The organism is Streptomyces sp. NPDC002690, from assembly GCF_053592415.1.
In genome coordinates this window covers 1-16,556 of sequence record NZ_JBSFVR010000159.1, presented here as the reverse complement: position 1 = coordinate 16,556, position 16,556 = coordinate 1, and the positions used below count along the sequence as shown (strand labels likewise).

The following is a 16,556-nucleotide window of genomic DNA, read 5'->3' as shown; positions in this document are numbered from 1 at the left end:
GTGCCCGCGCCCATCTCTGCAGTCATGGAACGAGTCTGGACCCCGCCACTGACAATCACCCCGACCTGCGAGGACGCCGACCCACCTGCCGCCGAGGCCCTTCGGCGTTCCCGTCCTCGTCCGTCAAGCCGGTTGAGGTCGCCCGGGTGTAATGGTTAATCTTGACCCATGCCTCTTACCTTCACCCTGGACCCCGCCTTCGACTCCGAGCTGCGCGACGGCATCCTGACGCTCTGGACCGACGTCTCCAACGCGGGCGGTTCGGTCGGCTTCGTGCCGCCGGTCACCACCGAGGACATCCGCCCCGAGCTGCTCAAGCACCTCACCGCGATCGTCGAGGGCCGTACCCGGCTGCTCGTCGGCCGGGACGAGGAGGGCACGGTGGCGGCGACGGCCTTCCTCACCCACAACACCCACCGGCTGATGAGGCATTGGCTCTGGCTCTACACCGTGATGGTCCACCCCTCCCACCAGGGCAAGGGATACGGGCGCGACCTCATGGAGGCGGCGGCCGACGCGGCGCGCGGGACCGACGGCATCGAGGCCATCCGGCTCACCTGCCGGGGCGGCACCGGGGTGGACCGCTTCTACGGAAGCTGCGGCTACAAGGAGGTGGGCCGGGTGCCGGGCGCGATCCGGGTCGCCGAGGGCGACGACCGGGACGACATCACCATGCTGCTCCCGCTCCTCTGACCGCTCGGCCGGCTCCATCGGCCGCGCAGGGGTCGGGGCCCGGCACGTTCTTGCAGTTCAGCCGGGGGTGCGCGGGGCGCGCGGTCGCTCGCGGCGGCCCCGTGAACCGAACGATTTCGGGGCATGCTTCACTGGTCGGGCAGGATCGCATCACCGTCGTACGTAGAGAGAGGTTCAGCCGTGTCCGCTGCCAAGCCGAGCGCAACGATCCGGTACTCCGCGCTGCGACTGCTGATTTTCGTCGCCTGCTTCTTCGTCTCCGGGGTGGCGGTCCACTTCGGAGTGATCCCCTCCGGCGTCGGCGGTTCCAACGTCGTCTGGGTCGTGCTGCTCGGGCTGGTGCTGTCCGCCCCCCTGAGCTACGTCCTGCTGCGCAAGCAGCGCGACGAGATGTCCGCCCAGGTCGTCGACAAGGTGAGCCGTGCCAAGTCCCGCCTGGAGGCGAACCGCACGCGCGAGGACGCCGTCCAGTAGGGCGCGGTTCACGTTCCGCCGGAAGTCGGGACGTGACCTTCGCCACACCGACGCCCCTCGGGCGCGTCGCACATCGGGCCCCGGTCCGGAGCAAGTCGCTCCGGAACCGGGGTCTTTGACGTTTTTATCCGCTGCTTATGCGTCGCGCGCGGCGGGACGGGTGGTCATAGAAAGACTTTGAGGGCCTCAAAGTCGCGGTGTTAACGTGAATGACATGAAGACAGCAGTGCGAATCCGCTACGCCCCGGGCGTCCCGCTCGTGGCGCGCCTGCACGTCGATCTCTGCCGCCGCACGACCGCGGCCTGTTGTCGCGTCTGACCCGACAACACGCAGCGGCGCCGCCTCCCGGCGAGGACGCCGCCTTCCGTCCCCACACCTTTCCCGCGTACGAGCGCCCTCGCGCGTACGCCGCGTCCTCTCTGGAGTGTGTCCGTGTCCGCGAACTCCGCGCCCACCACGGAGACCGCCGAGCCCAAGAGCTCCGGTTTCCGTATACCGAACGTGCCCTTCTGGGCCCAGATCGTCGCCGGTCTGGTCCTCGGTGTCGTCCTCGGCTGGATCACCCGCAGTTACGACGTCGCGTGGCTCTACACCACGCTCGACAAGATCGGCCACATCTTCGTCCAGCTGCTGAAGCTGGCCGTCGCGCCGCTCGTCTTCTTCGCGATCCTGGTGTCGATCACCAACCTCCGCAAGGTCAACAACGCGGCCCGGCTCGCCACCCGCACCCTGCTCTGGTTCATGATCACCTCGCTGATCGCGGTGGCCATCGGTCTCGCCATCGGCCTGATCACCAACCCGGGCTCCGGCACCGGCCTCACGCCCAAGGACGGCCTCAAGCCCGAGCACGCCGGCTCCTGGCTCGACTTCCTCACCGGCATCGTCCCGACCGACGTGATCACGCCGTTCACCGAGCTGAACGTCCTCCAGATCGTCTTCATGGCCGCCGTCGCCGGCATCGCCGCCCTGAAGCTCGGCGAGAAGGCCCAGCCGATCCTCACCCTCAGCGAGTCGATCCTGGAGCTGCTCCAGAAGGCCCTGTGGTGGGTCATCCGCCTCGCCCCGCTCGGCACCGTCGGCCTCATCGGCTACGCCATCGCCGACTACGGCTGGGACCTCATCGGCAAGTACGCCACCTTCACCGCCGACGTCTACGTCGGCTGCGCCCTGGTGCTGTTCGGCGTCTACCCGCTGCTGCTCGCCACCGTCGCCAAGGTCAGCCCGCTCCAGTTCTTCAAGGGCGCCTGGCCCGCGATCCAGCTGGCGTTCGTCTCCCGCTCCTCGGTGGGCACCATGCCCGTCACCCAGAAGGTCACCGAGCGCCTCGGCGTCCCGAAGGCGTACGCCTCCTTCGCCGTGCCGTTCGGCGCCACCACCAAGATGGACGGCTGCGCCGCGATCTACCCGTCGCTGGCCGCGATCTTCATCGCGCAGATCTTCGACGTGCAGCTCGGTGTCGGTGACTACATCCTGATCGCGTTCGTCTCGGTCATCGGTTCGGCCGCCACCGCCGGCCTCACCGGCGCGACCGTCATGCTGACGCTGACCCTCTCGACGCTGGGTCTCCCGCTGGAGGGCGTCGGCCTGCTCATGGCCATCGACCCGATCCTCGACATGATGCGCACCGCCACCAACGTGGCCGGCCAGGCGCTGGTCCCGGTGATCGTCTCGGCCCGGGAGAAGATCCTCGACCTCGACAAGTACGCCTCCGCGTCGGCCTCGCCGGTGGACGAGATCGAGGCCCTCGACGAGGAGCCCGTGCGGGTCCCCGTCGCCGCCTGACGCCGCTCGCCGGCACGGCACACCACCTGACGCAGGGGCGTCCGGTCCTTCGGGACCGGGCGCCCCCGCGCCGTTTTGGGGCCCTGCGCGCCGAGGGGACCGCCCGGTTCCCCGTACCCTTACTCGGGAGTAAGGCTGCGGGGGCGGAAGGAAGTCCGACATGGATGCGGTGAAGAGCAAGCGGATGCCACGCGCCGTGCGTGAGCAGCAGATGATGGACGCGGCGGTACAGATCTTCGGGCAGCGCGGCTACCGCGCGGCCTCGATGGACGAGATCGCGGAACTCGCCGGTGTGTCGAAGCCGCTGGTCTACCTGTACCTGAACTCCAAGGAGGAGCTCTTCACCGCGTGCATCCGCCGCGAGGCGAAGGCGCTGGTGGACGCGGTTCAGGCGGGGGTCGAGCCGGGCCTGCCGGCCGACCGCCAACTCTGGGACGGGCTGCACGCCTTCTTCGTCCACACCGCCGAGAACCCGGACGGCTGGGCGGTGTTGCACCGCCAGGCGCGTACGCACGGGGAGCCGTTCGCCTCGGAGATCACCACGATGCGGGACGAGATCGTCGCCTTCGTGACCGGGCTCATCGGCGCCGCCGCCCGGGAGGCGCACCACGATCCCGCGCTGCCCGACCGGGACGTGGTGGGCCTCGCGCAGGCGCTCGTGGGCGCCGCGGAGGCGCTCGCGGGCTGGGCCAACGAGACCCCGGGCGTCTCGGCCCGGGAAGCGGCGGCCACCTTGATGAACTTCTCCTGGGCGGGCCTGGAGAGCCTCATGCACGGGCGCCCCTGGCAGCCGCCGGCCTGATGCGGCGCGGGGCGGGGCGCGCCCCCGGCGCCCTCAGGAGGCTTCCGGGACGAGCCCGTCGGCGACCAGGCCCGCGTACACGGCCTTGCCCAGCGCCTGTACGGCGGACTGGGGGCGCACCATCACGGTGAATTCCTTGATCAGACCGGCCTCGTCGTAGTGGAGCAGGTCGATTCCGTGGATCTGGACGCCGTCCACGGTGGCCCGGAAGAGCAGGACCTCCGAGGGGGCCTCGGTGCCGTCGGCGCTGGTCTCGGCCGCGCCCTCGTAGCGGCCGACGTAGTGGAAGCCCTCGAAGACCCGGAGCAGTACTCCGAAGAGCCCGAGTACCTGGGGCTTGCCGTCGAAGGGGGTGAACTTCACCGGGCTGTAGAGGCGGACGTCGTCGGCGAACAGGGGCTCGATCGCGGCGAGTTCACCCTTCTCCACGGCGGCCTGGAAGCGGTCGGCGGTCTCCACGGTTCCTCCTGGTGGTCGTGCGGTTCGTGCAGGTCGTGCCCTGTGGGGTCGTACCGTACGGGATCACACGTCCCGGGTCACCGCACCCGTGAGGTGGACCCGGTCACTGTCCGGTCCGCCGCGCAGCTGGAACCTCGTGCCCGAGCCGTCCGCCGCGTACGTCACCGTGCCCGGCAGCAGCACCGGGGCCCGGAACTCCGCCCGTACGGTACGGATGTGCTCGGCGCCCTCCGCCTCGGCGAGGCACCGGGCGACGGTCCACATCCCGTGCGCGATGGCCCGGGGGAAGCCGAACAGGCGGGCGGTGAGCGGGTGGAGATGGATCGGGTTGCGGTCCCCGGACGCGGCGCCGTACCGCCGCCCCAGGTCGCCGGTGAGCCGCCACTCGGCGACGGCGGGCAGGCCGGGGAGGGGGGCGGGTGCCGGAGCGGGGTCCGCGGGGGCTCCCCGTACGGCGTGGCGGGCGAGGTATCCGCTGCGGGACTCCCACACCGGCTCGCCCGCGACCCGGGCCTCCGTCACCACGGTGACCTCCGTCCCACGCCGATGCGGCGACAAGCTCTCCGCGTGGACCGTCAGTTGGAGGGGCTCCTCGGGGTGGACCGGTCGGTGGGAGGTGATCTCGATCCAGGTGTGGACGAGGCCGAGGACCGGCAGCGGGAACGACCGTGCTGTCATCAGCCGCATCGCGAGCGGGAAGGCCAGCACGTGCGGATAGGTCAGGGGGAGCGGGCCGGTGGCGGGGAAGCGGCAGATCCGGCGGTAGCGCGCGAGGAGTTCGGCGGGCGCGGGTGATCCGGGACGTGCGATCCGGGTCGTCGGGAGCCGTGTTCCGGGGCGCCCGGGGCGCTTGAGCGGTGAGGTCAGAGCGCCGCGCAGGAGGGCGAGTTCGAGGTCGGCCACCGGTTCACGCCCCCAACAGGCTCTGGCCGCAGACGCGGACCACCTGGCCGTTGACGGCGGTGGAGGCGGGCTGCGCGAACCAGGCGGTGGTCTCGGCCACGTCCACCGGAAGTCCGCCCTGGGAGAGGGAGTTCATGCGACGGCCCGCCTCACGGATGAAGAGCGGCACGGCCGCGGTCATCTTCGTCTCGATGAATCCGGGGGCGACCGCGTTGACCGTGACTCCGTGCTCGGCGGCGGCCCGGGGGGCCAGCGAGCGGACGAGGCCGATGATGCCCGCCTTGCTCGCCGCGTAGTTGGTCTGCCCGTTGTTGCCGGCGATGCCCGCGATGGAGGCGGTGGCGACGATCCGGCCACCCCGGTTGAGGGTGCCCGCCTTGAGGAGCGCGTCCGTGGTCCGCAGCACCGAGTCGAGGTTGACGTCGATCACGGAGGCCCAGCGGTCGGCCGCCATGTTGGCGAGCCGACGGTCCCGGGTGATGCCGGCGTTGTGCACGAGGACGTCGAGCCCGTCCGGGACCGCCGCCGCCATGCGCTCGGCGGCGTCCGGAGCGGTGATGTCCAGCGCCAGCGCGACGGCGCCGAGCCGGTCGGCCGTGCGCACCAGGTCGTCCTCGGCCTGGGGGACGTCGAGGCAGATCACCCGGGCGCCGTCCCGGGCCAGCACGGAGGCGACGGCCTCGCCGATGCCCCGCGCGGACCCGGTGACCAGGGCGGTGCGGCCGGACAGCGGGGCGAACCAGTCGGCGACCCGGTCGGGGGACGCGTCGGTCACCTCGACGACCTGGCCGCTGACGTAGGCGGACCGGGGCGAGAGCAGGAAGCGCAGGGTGGACTCGGCGGACGCGGCGGCGCCCGGGACGATCCGTACCAGCTGCACGGTGGCGCCCCGGCCGATCTCCTTGCCGAGCGACCGGACGAACCCCTCCAACGCCTGCTGCGCGGCGGCCTGGTGGTGGTCCTCGGGGGACGGAGCCGTACCGAGGACGACGATCCGGCCGCCGCGGGCGAGCGAGCGGACGACGGGGTGCAGGGCCGCGTGGAGGGCGGCGAGCCCGGTCGCGGAGGCGATGCCCGTCGCGTCCACCACGATCCCGGCGGGGCGGGACGCCTGCTCCCGCTCCACCACCGGGAGCCCCAGACGGGCGAGCGTCTCGCCGACCTCGCCCGGGACGGCGGGTTCGCCCGCCGTGAGGTGCAGTACCGGCCCGTCCAGCGTGGGCGTCTCCAGGGACCAGCGGCGCAGCGGCGCGGGCTGGGGGAGACCCAGACGACGGGTGAGGAAACGGCCGGGGGCTGTGCCGGTCAGGTGCAGATAGCGGTCGGCCATTGTCCAGACTCCCTGCTCGGTCTTAGATTTACTCCAGAGTAAGGTTACTCAAGAGTCAGGAGCTGGTCGAGATGAACCGCCTCAGGTCGTGCCCGCGAACTCCCGCCCCGCGCCCGGCGGCACGGCGGCGTCCCGCGACGGCCGGGACGAGAGGGCAGCGATGATCCCCCTCCCCCAGCCGCGCCGGGTCGCGATCCTCGGCGGCAGTCGCATCCCGTTCGCCCGCTCGGACGGCCCCTACGCCGAGGCGTCCAACCAGCTGATGCTCACCGCCGCCCTCGACGGGCTGGTCGAGCGGTTCGGCCTGGCCGGGCAGCGGGTGGGCGAGTTCGCCGCCGGTGCCGTCCTCAAGCACAGCCGCGACTTCAACCTCGCCCGTGAGACCGTGCTCGGCTCCCGGCTGGACCCCCGCACCCCGGCGTACGACCTCCAGCAGGCGTGCGGCACCGGGCTCCAGGCCGTCATCGCCGTCGCCAACAAGATCACCCTCGGGGCGATCGACTCGGGCATCGCGGGAGGCGCGGACACCGCGAGCGACGCCCCGCTCGGCGTCAACGACGAACTGCGCCGCATCCTGCTGAGCGCCCGCCGGGCCAAGGGCAACGCCGCCCGGATCAGGGCGCTCGCGGCGGTCCGCCCCCGCCACCTCGTCCCCGACGCCCCGCGCAACGCCGAACCCCGCACCGGCCTTTCGATGGGCGAGCACGCGGCGGTCACCGCCCGCCGCTGGGGCATCACCCGCGAGGACCAGGACGTCCTGGCCGCGACCAGCCACCAGCGGCTGGCCGCCGCGTACGACCGGGGGTTCCTGGACGACCTCGTCGTCCCGTACCTCGGTCTGGAGCGGGACCAGAACCTGCGGCCCGGCTCCACCGTCGAGAAACTTGCCAAGCTCAAGCCGGTGTTCGGGACCGGTGAGCCCGGCGCGACGATGACCGCCGGGAACTCCACCCCGCTCACCGACGGTGCCGCCACCGTGCTGCTGGCGAGCGAGGAGTGGGCCCGGGCGCGCGGGCTGGAGCCGCTGGCGTACCTCTCGCTGTACGAGAGTGCCGCCGTGGACCACGTGCACGGGGAGAACGCCGAGGACGGCCTGCTGATGGCCCCGGCGTACGCGGTGCCCCGGCTGCTGGAGCGGGCCGGGCTGACCTTCGCGGACTTCGACCTGTTCGAGGTGCACGAGGCGTTCGCCTCGCAGGTGCTGGCCACGCTCGCCGCCTGGCAGCAGCGGGGCCTCGGCCCCGTCGACCGGGAGAAGCTCAACGTGGCCGGTTCCTCGCTCGCCACCGGCCACCCGTTCGCGGCGACCGGCGCACGGATCGTCGCCACCCTCGCCAAGCTGCTCGCGGAGCGCGAAGGGCCGGGGCGCGGACTGGTCTCGATCTGCGCGGCCGGTGGCCTGGGGGTGACGGCGATCCTCGAACGGCCCTGACGGCTGTACGCGAACGGCCCCGGCAACAGGGGCTGTTCACCTCCCGGACCCACCCCGTGACCGCCCGCCACCGTCCCCCGCCCGAGGAGCCGCACGTGTCCACGCCCCCCGCCCCGCCCGCATCCCCGGCGAACACCGGACCCGCCGGGCCGCCCGTCCTGGTCCCCCCGCTCATCCTGCGCGACGCGGCCGGCCGGGTGCGGGAGGCTTCCGTACCCGCGTTCGCGCCGCCCGTCCGGCACGGCTCGCTCGCCGACATCCCCTTCGACAACGCGCGCGAGGCACCCTCGGACGCGGTCCTCAGCCGCAAGCAGGAGGACGGCAGTTGGCGGGACGTGACCGCCCGCGAGTTCGCCGACGAGGTGCGCGCCGTCGCCAAGGGCCTGATCGCGGAGGGGTTCCAGCCCGGCGCCCGGATCGCGATCATGGCCCGCACGACGTACGAGTGGACGCTGCTCGACTTCGCCGCCTGGGCCGCCGCGCTCGTCACCGTGCCCGTCTACCCGACGTCCTCGGCGTACCAGGTGCGCTGGATCCTCCAGGACTCCGGTGCGCAGGCCTGCGCGGTCGAGGGGAAGGAGCAGGCGCGGATCGTCAGCCAGGAGCGCAAGGAGCTCGGCGGCCTGGTCCATCTGTGGCAGCTGGACACCGGGGCACTCGGCCGGCTCAAGGCGGCGGGCGCGGGCGTGCCCGACACCGCGGTGGACGAACGCCGCGCCCTGCTGAGCCCGGACAACGCCGCCACCCTCATCTACACCTCGGGCACCACCGGCCGCCCCAAGGGGTGCGTGCTCACCCACGGCAACTTCTTCGCCGAGGTCGACAACGCCATCGAACTGCTGCACCCGGTCTTCAAGTCGGTCTCCAAGTACCCGGCTTCGACACTGCTGTTCCTGCCGCTCAGCCATGTCTTCGGCCGGATGGTCGCGGTCGGCTGTCTGCGCGCCCGGGTCCGGCTCGGGCACGCCCCCTCGATCCGCACCGAGGACCTGCTGGAGGATCTGGCCGGCTTCAAGCCGTCGTTCCTGCTGGCGATCCCGTACGTCCTGGAGAAAGTCTTCAACACCGGACGGGCCACCGCCGAGAAGATGGGCCGCGCCTCCTCCTTCGACCGGGCCGCCGGGATCGCCCAGCGGTACGGCCAGGCGGTCGAGGCCGCCGAACACGGCACAGGCCCGGGACCCGGCAAGGCCCTGAGGATGGCCCGCAAGCTCTACGACCCGCTGGTCTACCGCCGCATCCGCGCCGCCCTCGGCGGCCACGTCCGGTACGTCATCTGCGGCGGATCCCCGCTCGGCCGCCGGCTCGCCTCCTTCTACGCGGGCGCCGGCATCGAGATCTTCGAGGGGTACGGCCTCACCGAGACCACCGCCGCCCACACGGTGACCCCACCGCTCAAGCCCCGCCTGGGGACGGTCGGCTGGCCGCTGCCCGGCGGTGCCGTGCGGATCGCAGACGACGGTGAGGTGCTGCTCCGGGGCGGCCAGGTCTTCCACGGCTACTGGGACGCGCGGCGCGGCGCGTCCGTGCCGGTGCTCGACGGCGGCTGGTTCGCCACCGGTGACCTCGGGGCGCTCGACGACGACGGCTACCTCACCATCACCGGCCGCAAGAAGGACATCATCATCACCTCGGGCGGCAAGAACGTCATCCCGGCCCCGCTGGAGGACTGGCTGCGCGCCCATCCGCTGGTCGGTCAGTGCATGGTCGTCGGCGACAACCGCTCCTTCATCACCGCGCTGATCACCCTGGAGGAGGACGGGCTCGCGCACTGGCGGCAGATGAAGAAGAAGCAGGGCGTCCCGGTGCGTGAGCTGGTCCACGACCCGGAGCTCAGGGAGACGATCCAGCATGCGGTGGACGAGGCCAACAGCCTCGTCTCGCGGGCCGAGTCGATCCGTAAGTTCACCGTGCTGCCCGCCGACTTCACCGAGGAGAACGGTCGGCTCACGCCCTCGCTGAAGCTCAAACGGGACGTGGTGGCACGGGACTTCGCAGCGGAGATCGAGGAGATGTACCGGAAGTAGGCCGGGGCCGGGAGGGCGAATCCGCGTGCGATACCCCCGCCCGCCCGCCCGCCTGCCCGCCTGCCTGCCTGCCCGCCCGCCCGCCCCTCCGCTCAGCGCAGTCCGACCGGCCGGAGCAGCCCGGCCGTCGACCGGTCACGGGCCCGGCGGGCGGTCCGGAACGCGGCGGCCCCGCAGGCGGCGGTCGCCAGAAACAGCAGCAGCGGGGCCGCCACCGCGGCGGCCCGGGCGAGGAGGCCGGTGCGCGGGACGATCCAGTGGCCCCAGGGCGCGCGCACCGCTTCGACGGTCCGGCCCGCGTGGTCCGCGCCCTGCACGACGATCCGGGTGCCGTCGGGCAGGGTTCCCTCGCACCGGACGTAGTCGCTCTTGCCGGCGCGGTGGACCGCACAGGCGGTCACGGTCACCCTCTCGGCCCTGCCGTGCGGAGCCACGTACGCCAGACCGATCAGCAGGGTGAGGACCGTGGCACCCGCGCAGAGCGCCGTGACCACGGCCCAGAGAACGGCCGTCGCCCACGTGTTGGTACCGCCCCTGGTGGTCATGAGCCGTGAATCTACTCCCGCGCAGGTCACGGCGGTCCGGCCGCCGCCCCCTACAGCGGATTGTCGCCTCTCATGTTGAGGGCGTGCCCCGGCCGGAAGAAGCGCCTTGCGAAGAAGTGCCCGTGCTCGGCCGCCATCCGGAACCACGGCTCGGACGCGGCCAGCCCGTCGCGCGCCTCCACCAGGCGGCCCATCTCCCACATCGACTCGGGGTCCTTCCGGTCCACCCCCAGCCGGAAGAGACGTTCCGCCTCGTCCAGGTCGCCCCCGATCTTCGCCATCAGCGCGATCGACCGCAGGGCGCGCAGGTCGCCGCTCTCGGCGGCAGCTGCCAGCCTCTCCGGGGTGCCGTACTTGCGGTGCTGCCGCCAGGCGCGGAGCGCCAGCAGCAGGCCGAGCAGCCAGACCAGCCAACTGACCTCGAAGAGCGCGTCGTTGTCGGTCGCCATCCCGATCACGCTCAGGACCGCCGCCGCGACGAACAGCAGGAATGCCATGCGTACCCCCCCCGGGTCGAGCACTGCCCACCCGCACTCTTCCCGGTGGGAGGGGCCCCTACCCCTGGACGGCTGTCCGGATGCGGCGGCCGTCGCCACGGCGGCTCCGGGGGCCGCCGCACGCGGCCCGGCCCCGGTCCAGAACAATACGTCGGGACGACGCACGAAGCCGTGTCCCCGGGGCCGTCGTCCTCGACCCCGCCGGGGCGTCCGCCCGTTTTGTCCGACGGCCCGTCACGGCGGGGACCGCCGCGGCCGGACCGGGCGCAACAGTGAGGATGTCCATGAGCGACCTCGACCCCTTCGTCGTCGTGCCCCGCGTCCTGTGGGGCGCGGTCGCCGTCGTGTCGGTGATCATCGCAGTCGTGCGGTCCGTCCGGGACCGACGTCGGTCCACGAAGGGGGCCCCTTCGTCCCCGAGGTGGGACCCCTTCGGGCCGCATTCCGCATGGGCCCTGCCGGCGGCGGCCGTCGGGTACGCGGTCGCGGCGGTGTGGTCGGGCCACTTCGGCTGGGGTGACGCGGCGCGGAGCGTCTGGTGGTCGACATTGTCCGCTTCGGCGCTCGCGTACGTGGCCAAAGGCCACCCTCGCGGGCAGGCGGTGTGGGGCGCCCCGCTGTTCGCCGCCGTGGGTGCGGCGCTCTTCGGCCCGCTGGCCGCCTGACGCGGGGTGCGCGGGGAACCGGTGTGTGCGGGCCCCGTGCCGTCTTCGCCGCCGCGCCCTACCGTGGGGCCCGTCACGTCAGCCGGGCCCACGACGGAGGTTCTCCCCGCATGCGGATCGCCACCACCATCTTCCTGACCGACCGGACGATCGCGCCCGTCGCGCTCGCCCGCGAGCTGGAGCAGCGCGGCTTCGCCGGGCTCTATCTGCCCGAGCACACCCACATCCCGGTGAGCCGGGACACCCCGTACCCGGCGGGCGGCGATCTGCCGGTCGAGTACGGCAGGACGCTGGACCCGTTCGTCGCGCTCGGGCAGGCGGCGGCGGTGACCGAGCGGCTCGCGCTCGGGACCGGGATCACGTTGGTCGCGCAGCACGACCCGATCGACCTGGCGAAGCAGATCGCCACGCTCGACCACCTCTCCGGCGGCCGGTTCACCCTGGGCGTCGGCTTCGGCTGGAACGTGGAGGAGGCCGCCGACCACGGCGTCGAGTGGAAGACGCGGCGCGCCCGGGGCTGCGACCGGCTGGCCCTGATGCGGGCACTGTGGGCGGACGAACCGACCGCGTACGAAGGTGAGTTCGGGTCCGTACGCGCCAGCATCGCGTACCCGAAGCCGGTGCGGAAGGCGCGCGGACCGGTCACCGGTCCTCGCACCCTCATCGGCGGCGCGGCCGGGCCGAAGCTCTTCGCGGACATCGCGCGGCACGCGGACGGGTGGCTGCCGATCGGCGGGAGCGGACTCACCGAGGCCATCCCGCGGCTGCGTACGGCCTGGGAGGAGGCGGGCCGCGATCCGGCGCAGCTCCAGGTGGTGCCGTACGCGGTCGTGCCGACCCCCGGCAAGCTGGCGCACTTCGCCGAGCTGGGCATCGAGGAGGTCGTGGCCCATCTGCCCTCGGCCGGTGCGCCGGAGGTGCTGCGGGCGCTCGACGCGTACGCCGCGTACCTCTGACGCACGGGTGCGGGCGGCGGGGCCCCACGCTCCGGCGGGGGCTCACGCCTTCGGGCCGCCGCCGTCCCGCAGCCGTTCCAGCAGGGCGTCCTCGGCGCGGTGGGCGCCGGGGTCCTCCCAGAAGGTGACGGGAACGCCCCGGATGTGGCGGCCGTGCGGGTCCAGCAGGTGACCGGCCAGCTTGAGCGGCCAGAGGGTCACCGCCCGGTCGGCGACGACCAGTTCGGGGAAACGGGCCGCCAACCGGGCCTCGAACGAACCGATTTCCTCGGCCGAGCGCAGCCACACCGCCAGCATCAGGTTGTGCGGCCCGGACAGGGAGGCGCAGAGGCGGGTTTCGCGCATCCCGATGAGCTGGGAGGCGATCCGTGCGGTGTCGGCGGCCGGGGCGATGCCCCACAGGGTCACGGAGATGGGCCAGCCGGAGAGGTAACGGGCCACTTCGCAGCGGTAGACGAGGGCGTCCTCGCGGTGCATCCGGTCGAGCCGGCGGCGCACGGTGGTCGGGCTCACGCCCAGGTGCTCGGCGAGCCGGGCGGCGGGCCGGCGGAAGTCCTCGCTCAGCAGCAGGTAGAGCCGCTGGTCCAGCTCGTCGGGGGCGGTCAGGCCCCGGCGGGGCAGGGACGGGCCCCGGTCCTTCGTCAGGACGTCCTGGCTGCCCGGATCGAGCCGGTCGAGCCGCCAGCGGCTGCCCTCGGTGTGGACGGCGGTGGCGATCTGCGAACGGGTCGCGGCGACGCCGGGCAGGGCGCCGAGCCGGAAGCCGACGTACCGGGCCAGCATCGCCTGGTCGGGGAAGGCCGCGGTGAGGACGAGGTCGCGGGAGCCGGTGACGTGCTCGATGGTGATCAGGTGCGGGTCGTCCGCGATCCGGGCCGCCACCTCGTGCAGGGCGCCCGCCGCGCAGTCCACCTCGATGAACGCGATGATCGGCAGCGTCACCCCGGACGCCACGGTGTAGCAGCTCAGCCAGGCGTGCCCGGCCTCGGTGAGCCGGTTCCAGCGGCGCGCGGCCGTCGATCCGTCCACCCCGAGCGCCTTGCCGATCTGCGCCCACTCCGCCCGGGGCGAGGTCTGCAAGGCGGTGATCAGCAGATAGTCCAGCTCGTCGAGCGGGGCATCAGCGGCGGCGGCGCCCGGGTGGCGTACGGGGGCCGGGCTCGTGGCGGATTCCTGCGTGGAGGACCTCATCGGCGCCGCTTTCCTGCGGATGATCATCAAGGGAGTGCTCGGCTCCGCACCATACGCCCATGTCTCTGCTCCAGGATGCCCACGCCCTCGCTCCCGCGCTGACCGAACTCCGCCACGCCCTGCACCGGGAACCCGAACTCGGCCTCGACCTCCCGCTCACCCAGCGCCGGATCATGGACGCGTTGGAGGGCCTCGGGCTGGAGATCACGCCGGGCCGAGGGCTCAGCTCCGTGACGGCCGTGCTGCGCGGCGGACTGCCCGGCCCGGCGGTGCTGCTGCGCGGTGACATGGACGGGCTCCCCGTCCAGGAGGACACCGGCCTCCCGTACGCCTCCGTGCTCGACGGGCGGATGCACGCCTGTGGCCACGACCTGCACGTCACCGGGCTGGTCGGCGCGGCCCGGCTGCTCGCGGCCCGGCGCGCGGAACTGGCCGGAGACGTGGTGTTCATGTTCCAGCCCGGCGAGGAGGGCCAGGGCGGCGCGAAGATCATGATCGAGGAAGGGGTGCTGGACGCGGCGGGCGAGCGGGTCGTCGCCGCGTACGCCCTGCACGTGGTCTCCACCGGGGCGCCTACCGGCTTCGCCGCCACCCGGCCCGGCCCGATGCTCGCCGCCTCGGACGTCGTCCACGTCACCGTGCACGGCCGGGGCGGGCACGGTTCCTCGCCGCACCTGGCCGCCGACCCGGTGCCCGCGATGTGCGCGATGGTCACCGCGTTCCAGACCCTCGTCACCCGCGAGATGGACATCTTCGACCCGGCGGTCGTCACCGTGGGCCGGATCGAGGCCGGTACGGCGCCCAACGTCATCCCGGAGGAGGCGCGGTTCTCGGCCACCGTGCGGACCTTCTCCGACGCCGCGCGCACCACCGTCCGCGCCGCCGTCGAGCGGACCGTGCACGGGGTGGCCGCCGCCCACGGGGTCACGGCGACCGTTGAATACGTCGACCAGTATCCGCCGACCGTCAACCACGCCGAGGAGGCGGCGTTCGCGCTGGAGACCGCGCGGCGGATCCTCGGCCGCGACCACGCCTTCGAGGCGCCCAAGCCGATGGCCGGGGCCGAGGACTTCTCCTTCGTGCTGCGCGAGGTGCCCGGCGCGTTCGTCGGGCTCGGCGCCTGCCCGCCCGGCGTGGACACCGCCACCGCCCCGATGAACCACTCCGCCCAGGCGGTGTACGACGACGGCGCCCTGCCGCACGCCGCCGCGCTGCTCGCCGGGCTGGCCCTGCGTCGCCTCGGCCACGAGGTGTAGGGCCCGGAACCCGATACGGGCCCCGGCGGCCCGCCCGCCGTCTTCCGGCCCATTCCGGCGTCACTGTCGCCCCGTACCCGCAGGAGGAGCCCGCCCATGGCCGTCACCGCCACGCCCGCACCGCCGCCCGCCACCGCCTCGGTCACCGCCGTCGTCGGTCTGCTCGTCTTCTTCGAGGCGACCAGCGGGTTCCTCCAGGTCGGGCTCTCGCCGCTGCTGCCCGACCTCGCCGACCATCTGGGCATCGGCTCGGCAGCCCTCAACTGGGTGGTGTCCGTCCAGCTGTTGGCCGCAGCGGTGTGCGTCCCGCTGTTCGGCCGGCTCGGCGATCTGTACGGCCACCGCCGGATGCTCCGGATCGCGCTCGCGCTGATCGCGGCCGGCACGCTGACCGTCGCCCTCGCGCCCGACTACCCGGTGCTGCTGGCGGGCCGGGTGCTCCAGGGCCCGATCGCGGCTCTGCTGCCGCTGGAGATCGCCCTCGTACGGGACCGGCTGCCGGTCGCCGAGGCGCGCCGGGCCATCGCCCGCCTCGTCGGTGCGCTGACGCTCGGCGCCATGGCGGGCGGGGTGGTGATGGGTCTCGTGGACTCCGCCTTCGGCTCCCTGCGGCTGACCCTGCTGGTCCCGGCCGTCCTCGCGGCGGCCTGCGTACCGGTCTCCTTCGTCGCCGTACCGGAGTCCCGGAACAGGGCCGGCGGGCGCGTCGACCGGGCCGGAGTCGTGCTCCTCGGCACCGCGATGGTCGCCCTGCTCGCCGGGATCTCCGGCGCGGAGGACGGTTCCTGGGGCTCGCCGCGGGTACTCGGCCCGGTACTGCTGGGGCTCGCGCTGCTTGCCTGGTGGGTGCGGGTCGAGCTGCGTACCGCCGAACCCCTGGTGGACGTGCGGGCGTTGGCGGTGCGGACCACCGCGCCCTTCTACTGCGCGGCCTTCCTCTTCGGGGTCTTCTACTTCGGCAGCCAGACCCCCAACGCCACCTTCTACGCCGCCGATCCGGCGGCCGTCGGGTACGGGTTCGGGCTCGGCGCGCTCGCCATCTCGGTGGCCCAACTGCCCGCGGCGGTCGGCAGCGTCATCGGCTCGCTGTCCACGGCCGCTCTCGCGAAGCGGATCGGCTACCGCCCGACGCTCATGGCCGCCTTCGGTCTGGTCGCCCTGGCCTTCCTGCAGTTCGGTCTGCTGCACGCGGAGTTGTGGCAGATGGCGGCCGGCTCCGTCTTCCTCGGTCTCGGTGTCGGACTGGCGCTGGGCGCCATGCCGACCGTCATCGTGGAGGCCTCGGACCCCGGGCGTACGGGGATCGCCGCCGCCCTCTACAACAACGTGAAGACGCTCGGCGGTGCCGTGGCGGGCGGGGTGTTCGCCTCCCTGCTCGGCGCGTTCCGCGCGGACGCCGCCTCGGAGCCGGGCGAGGGCGGCTACACGGCGGTGTGGCTGGTCGCCGCGCCCACAAGGGCCTCCCGGCCCCCGCGCCGCTGCTGCAGCCGGAGCCCAAGGCTGACAAGCGCGCGCTGTTCGAGGCTCTGACCTCCGACGGTGA

At 73.0% G+C, this 16,556-nt stretch carries 15 protein-coding genes and 2 pseudogenes; 11 read left to right on the top strand and 6 right to left on the bottom strand.

The features are described from left to right. Positions 1-168: 168 nt before the first annotated feature. From ACWD3D_RS20365 to ACWD3D_RS20350, 4 genes are all read left to right on the top strand, one after another. Positions 169-693: an N-acetyltransferase family protein gene (locus ACWD3D_RS20365; protein ID WP_451462239.1), complete on the top strand. Its 525-nt coding sequence runs from the start codon at positions 169-171 to the stop codon at positions 691-693. Between the two features lie 180 nt (positions 694-873). Further along, the gene (locus ACWD3D_RS20360) at positions 874-1,167 is read left to right on the top strand and encodes a DUF4229 domain-containing protein (RefSeq protein WP_328720069.1); all 294 of its coding nucleotides are present in this window, start codon (positions 874-876) and stop codon (positions 1,165-1,167) included. A 433-nt stretch (positions 1,168-1,600) separates the two neighbouring features. Continuing rightward, positions 1,601-2,950, top strand: a complete 1,350-nt coding sequence (locus tag ACWD3D_RS20355) for a dicarboxylate/amino acid:cation symporter (RefSeq protein ID WP_451462238.1) — start codon at positions 1,601-1,603, stop codon at positions 2,948-2,950. 160 nt (positions 2,951-3,110) lie between these two features. Next, positions 3,111-3,752: a TetR/AcrR family transcriptional regulator gene (locus ACWD3D_RS20350; RefSeq protein ID WP_451462237.1), complete on the top strand. Its 642-nt coding sequence runs from the start codon at positions 3,111-3,113 to the stop codon at positions 3,750-3,752. A 33-nt stretch (positions 3,753-3,785) separates the two neighbouring features. Here the strand turns inward: ACWD3D_RS20350 and ACWD3D_RS20345 are convergent, their stop codons facing one another. The 3 genes from ACWD3D_RS20345 to ACWD3D_RS20335 form a co-directional block, all read right to left on the bottom strand. Beyond that, a complete protein-coding gene (locus tag ACWD3D_RS20345) occupies positions 3,786-4,211 on the bottom strand; it encodes a nuclear transport factor 2 family protein (RefSeq protein ID WP_451462236.1) in 426 nt (141 codons plus the stop codon). A gap of 63 nt (positions 4,212-4,274) precedes the next feature. After that, a complete protein-coding gene (locus ACWD3D_RS20340) occupies positions 4,275-5,114 on the bottom strand; it encodes a MaoC/PaaZ C-terminal domain-containing protein (RefSeq protein ID WP_451462235.1) in 840 nt (279 codons plus the stop codon). Positions 5,115-5,118: 4 nt separating this feature from the next. Next, the gene (locus ACWD3D_RS20335) at positions 5,119-6,444 is read right to left on the bottom strand and encodes a 3-oxoacyl-ACP reductase (RefSeq protein WP_451462234.1); all 1,326 of its coding nucleotides are present in this window, start codon (positions 6,442-6,444) and stop codon (positions 5,119-5,121) included. Positions 6,445-6,604: 160 nt separating this feature from the next. Between ACWD3D_RS20335 and ACWD3D_RS20330 the strand changes: the two genes are divergently transcribed. Together ACWD3D_RS20330 and ACWD3D_RS20325 are read left to right on the top strand one after the other, a co-directional pair. After that, positions 6,605-7,876: an acetyl-CoA C-acetyltransferase gene (locus ACWD3D_RS20330; RefSeq protein WP_451462240.1), complete on the top strand. Its 1,272-nt coding sequence runs from the start codon at positions 6,605-6,607 to the stop codon at positions 7,874-7,876. 95 nt (positions 7,877-7,971) lie between these two features. Continuing rightward, on the top strand, positions 7,972-9,903 hold the full coding sequence (locus tag ACWD3D_RS20325; RefSeq protein ID WP_451462233.1) for an AMP-dependent synthetase/ligase: 1,932 nt from the start codon (positions 7,972-7,974) through the stop codon (positions 9,901-9,903). Positions 9,904-9,995: 92 nt separating this feature from the next. Here ACWD3D_RS20325 and ACWD3D_RS20320 read toward each other — a convergent pair whose 3' ends face one another. Both ACWD3D_RS20320 and ACWD3D_RS20315 read right to left on the bottom strand, forming a co-directional pair. Next, a complete protein-coding gene (locus tag ACWD3D_RS20320; RefSeq protein WP_451462232.1) occupies positions 9,996-10,448 on the bottom strand; it encodes a hypothetical protein in 453 nt (150 codons plus the stop codon). 50 nt (positions 10,449-10,498) lie between these two features. After that, positions 10,499-10,945 (bottom strand): sel1 repeat family protein, encoded by a 447-nt coding sequence (locus ACWD3D_RS20315; RefSeq protein WP_451462231.1) that lies wholly within the window; start codon positions 10,943-10,945, stop codon positions 10,499-10,501. Between the two features lie 284 nt (positions 10,946-11,229). Between ACWD3D_RS20315 and ACWD3D_RS20310 the strand changes: the two genes are divergently transcribed. Next, positions 11,230-11,610, top strand: a complete 381-nt coding sequence (locus tag ACWD3D_RS20310; protein WP_451462230.1) for a hypothetical protein — start codon at positions 11,230-11,232, stop codon at positions 11,608-11,610. A 110-nt stretch (positions 11,611-11,720) separates the two neighbouring features. After that, positions 11,721-12,566 carry an LLM class F420-dependent oxidoreductase gene (locus ACWD3D_RS20305; RefSeq protein ID WP_451462229.1) on the top strand — a complete coding sequence of 282 codons (846 nt, stop codon included), beginning with the start codon at positions 11,721-11,723 and terminating at the stop codon, positions 12,564-12,566. Positions 12,567-12,608: 42 nt separating this feature from the next. On the opposite strand, the gene ACWD3D_RS20300 is transcribed toward ACWD3D_RS20305, so the two are convergent. Then, on the bottom strand, positions 12,609-13,757 hold the full coding sequence (locus ACWD3D_RS20300) for an Lrp/AsnC family transcriptional regulator (protein WP_451462228.1): 1,149 nt from the start codon (positions 13,755-13,757) through the stop codon (positions 12,609-12,611). Between the two features lie 59 nt (positions 13,758-13,816). On the opposite strand from ACWD3D_RS20300, the gene ACWD3D_RS20295 reads away from it, so the two are divergent. From ACWD3D_RS20295 to ACWD3D_RS20285, 3 genes and pseudogenes are all read left to right on the top strand, one after another. After that, entirely contained in the window at positions 13,817-15,013 is a 1,197-nt protein-coding gene (locus ACWD3D_RS20295; RefSeq protein WP_451462227.1) for a M20 metallopeptidase family protein, read from the top strand. A 96-nt stretch (positions 15,014-15,109) separates the two neighbouring features. Beyond that, positions 15,110-16,369 (top strand): annotated as a pseudogene (locus ACWD3D_RS20290) (MFS transporter); the annotation flags it as partial. 89 nt (positions 16,370-16,458) lie between these two features. After that, positions 16,459-16,556: pseudogene (locus ACWD3D_RS20285) on the top strand (30S ribosomal protein S16); the annotation flags it as partial.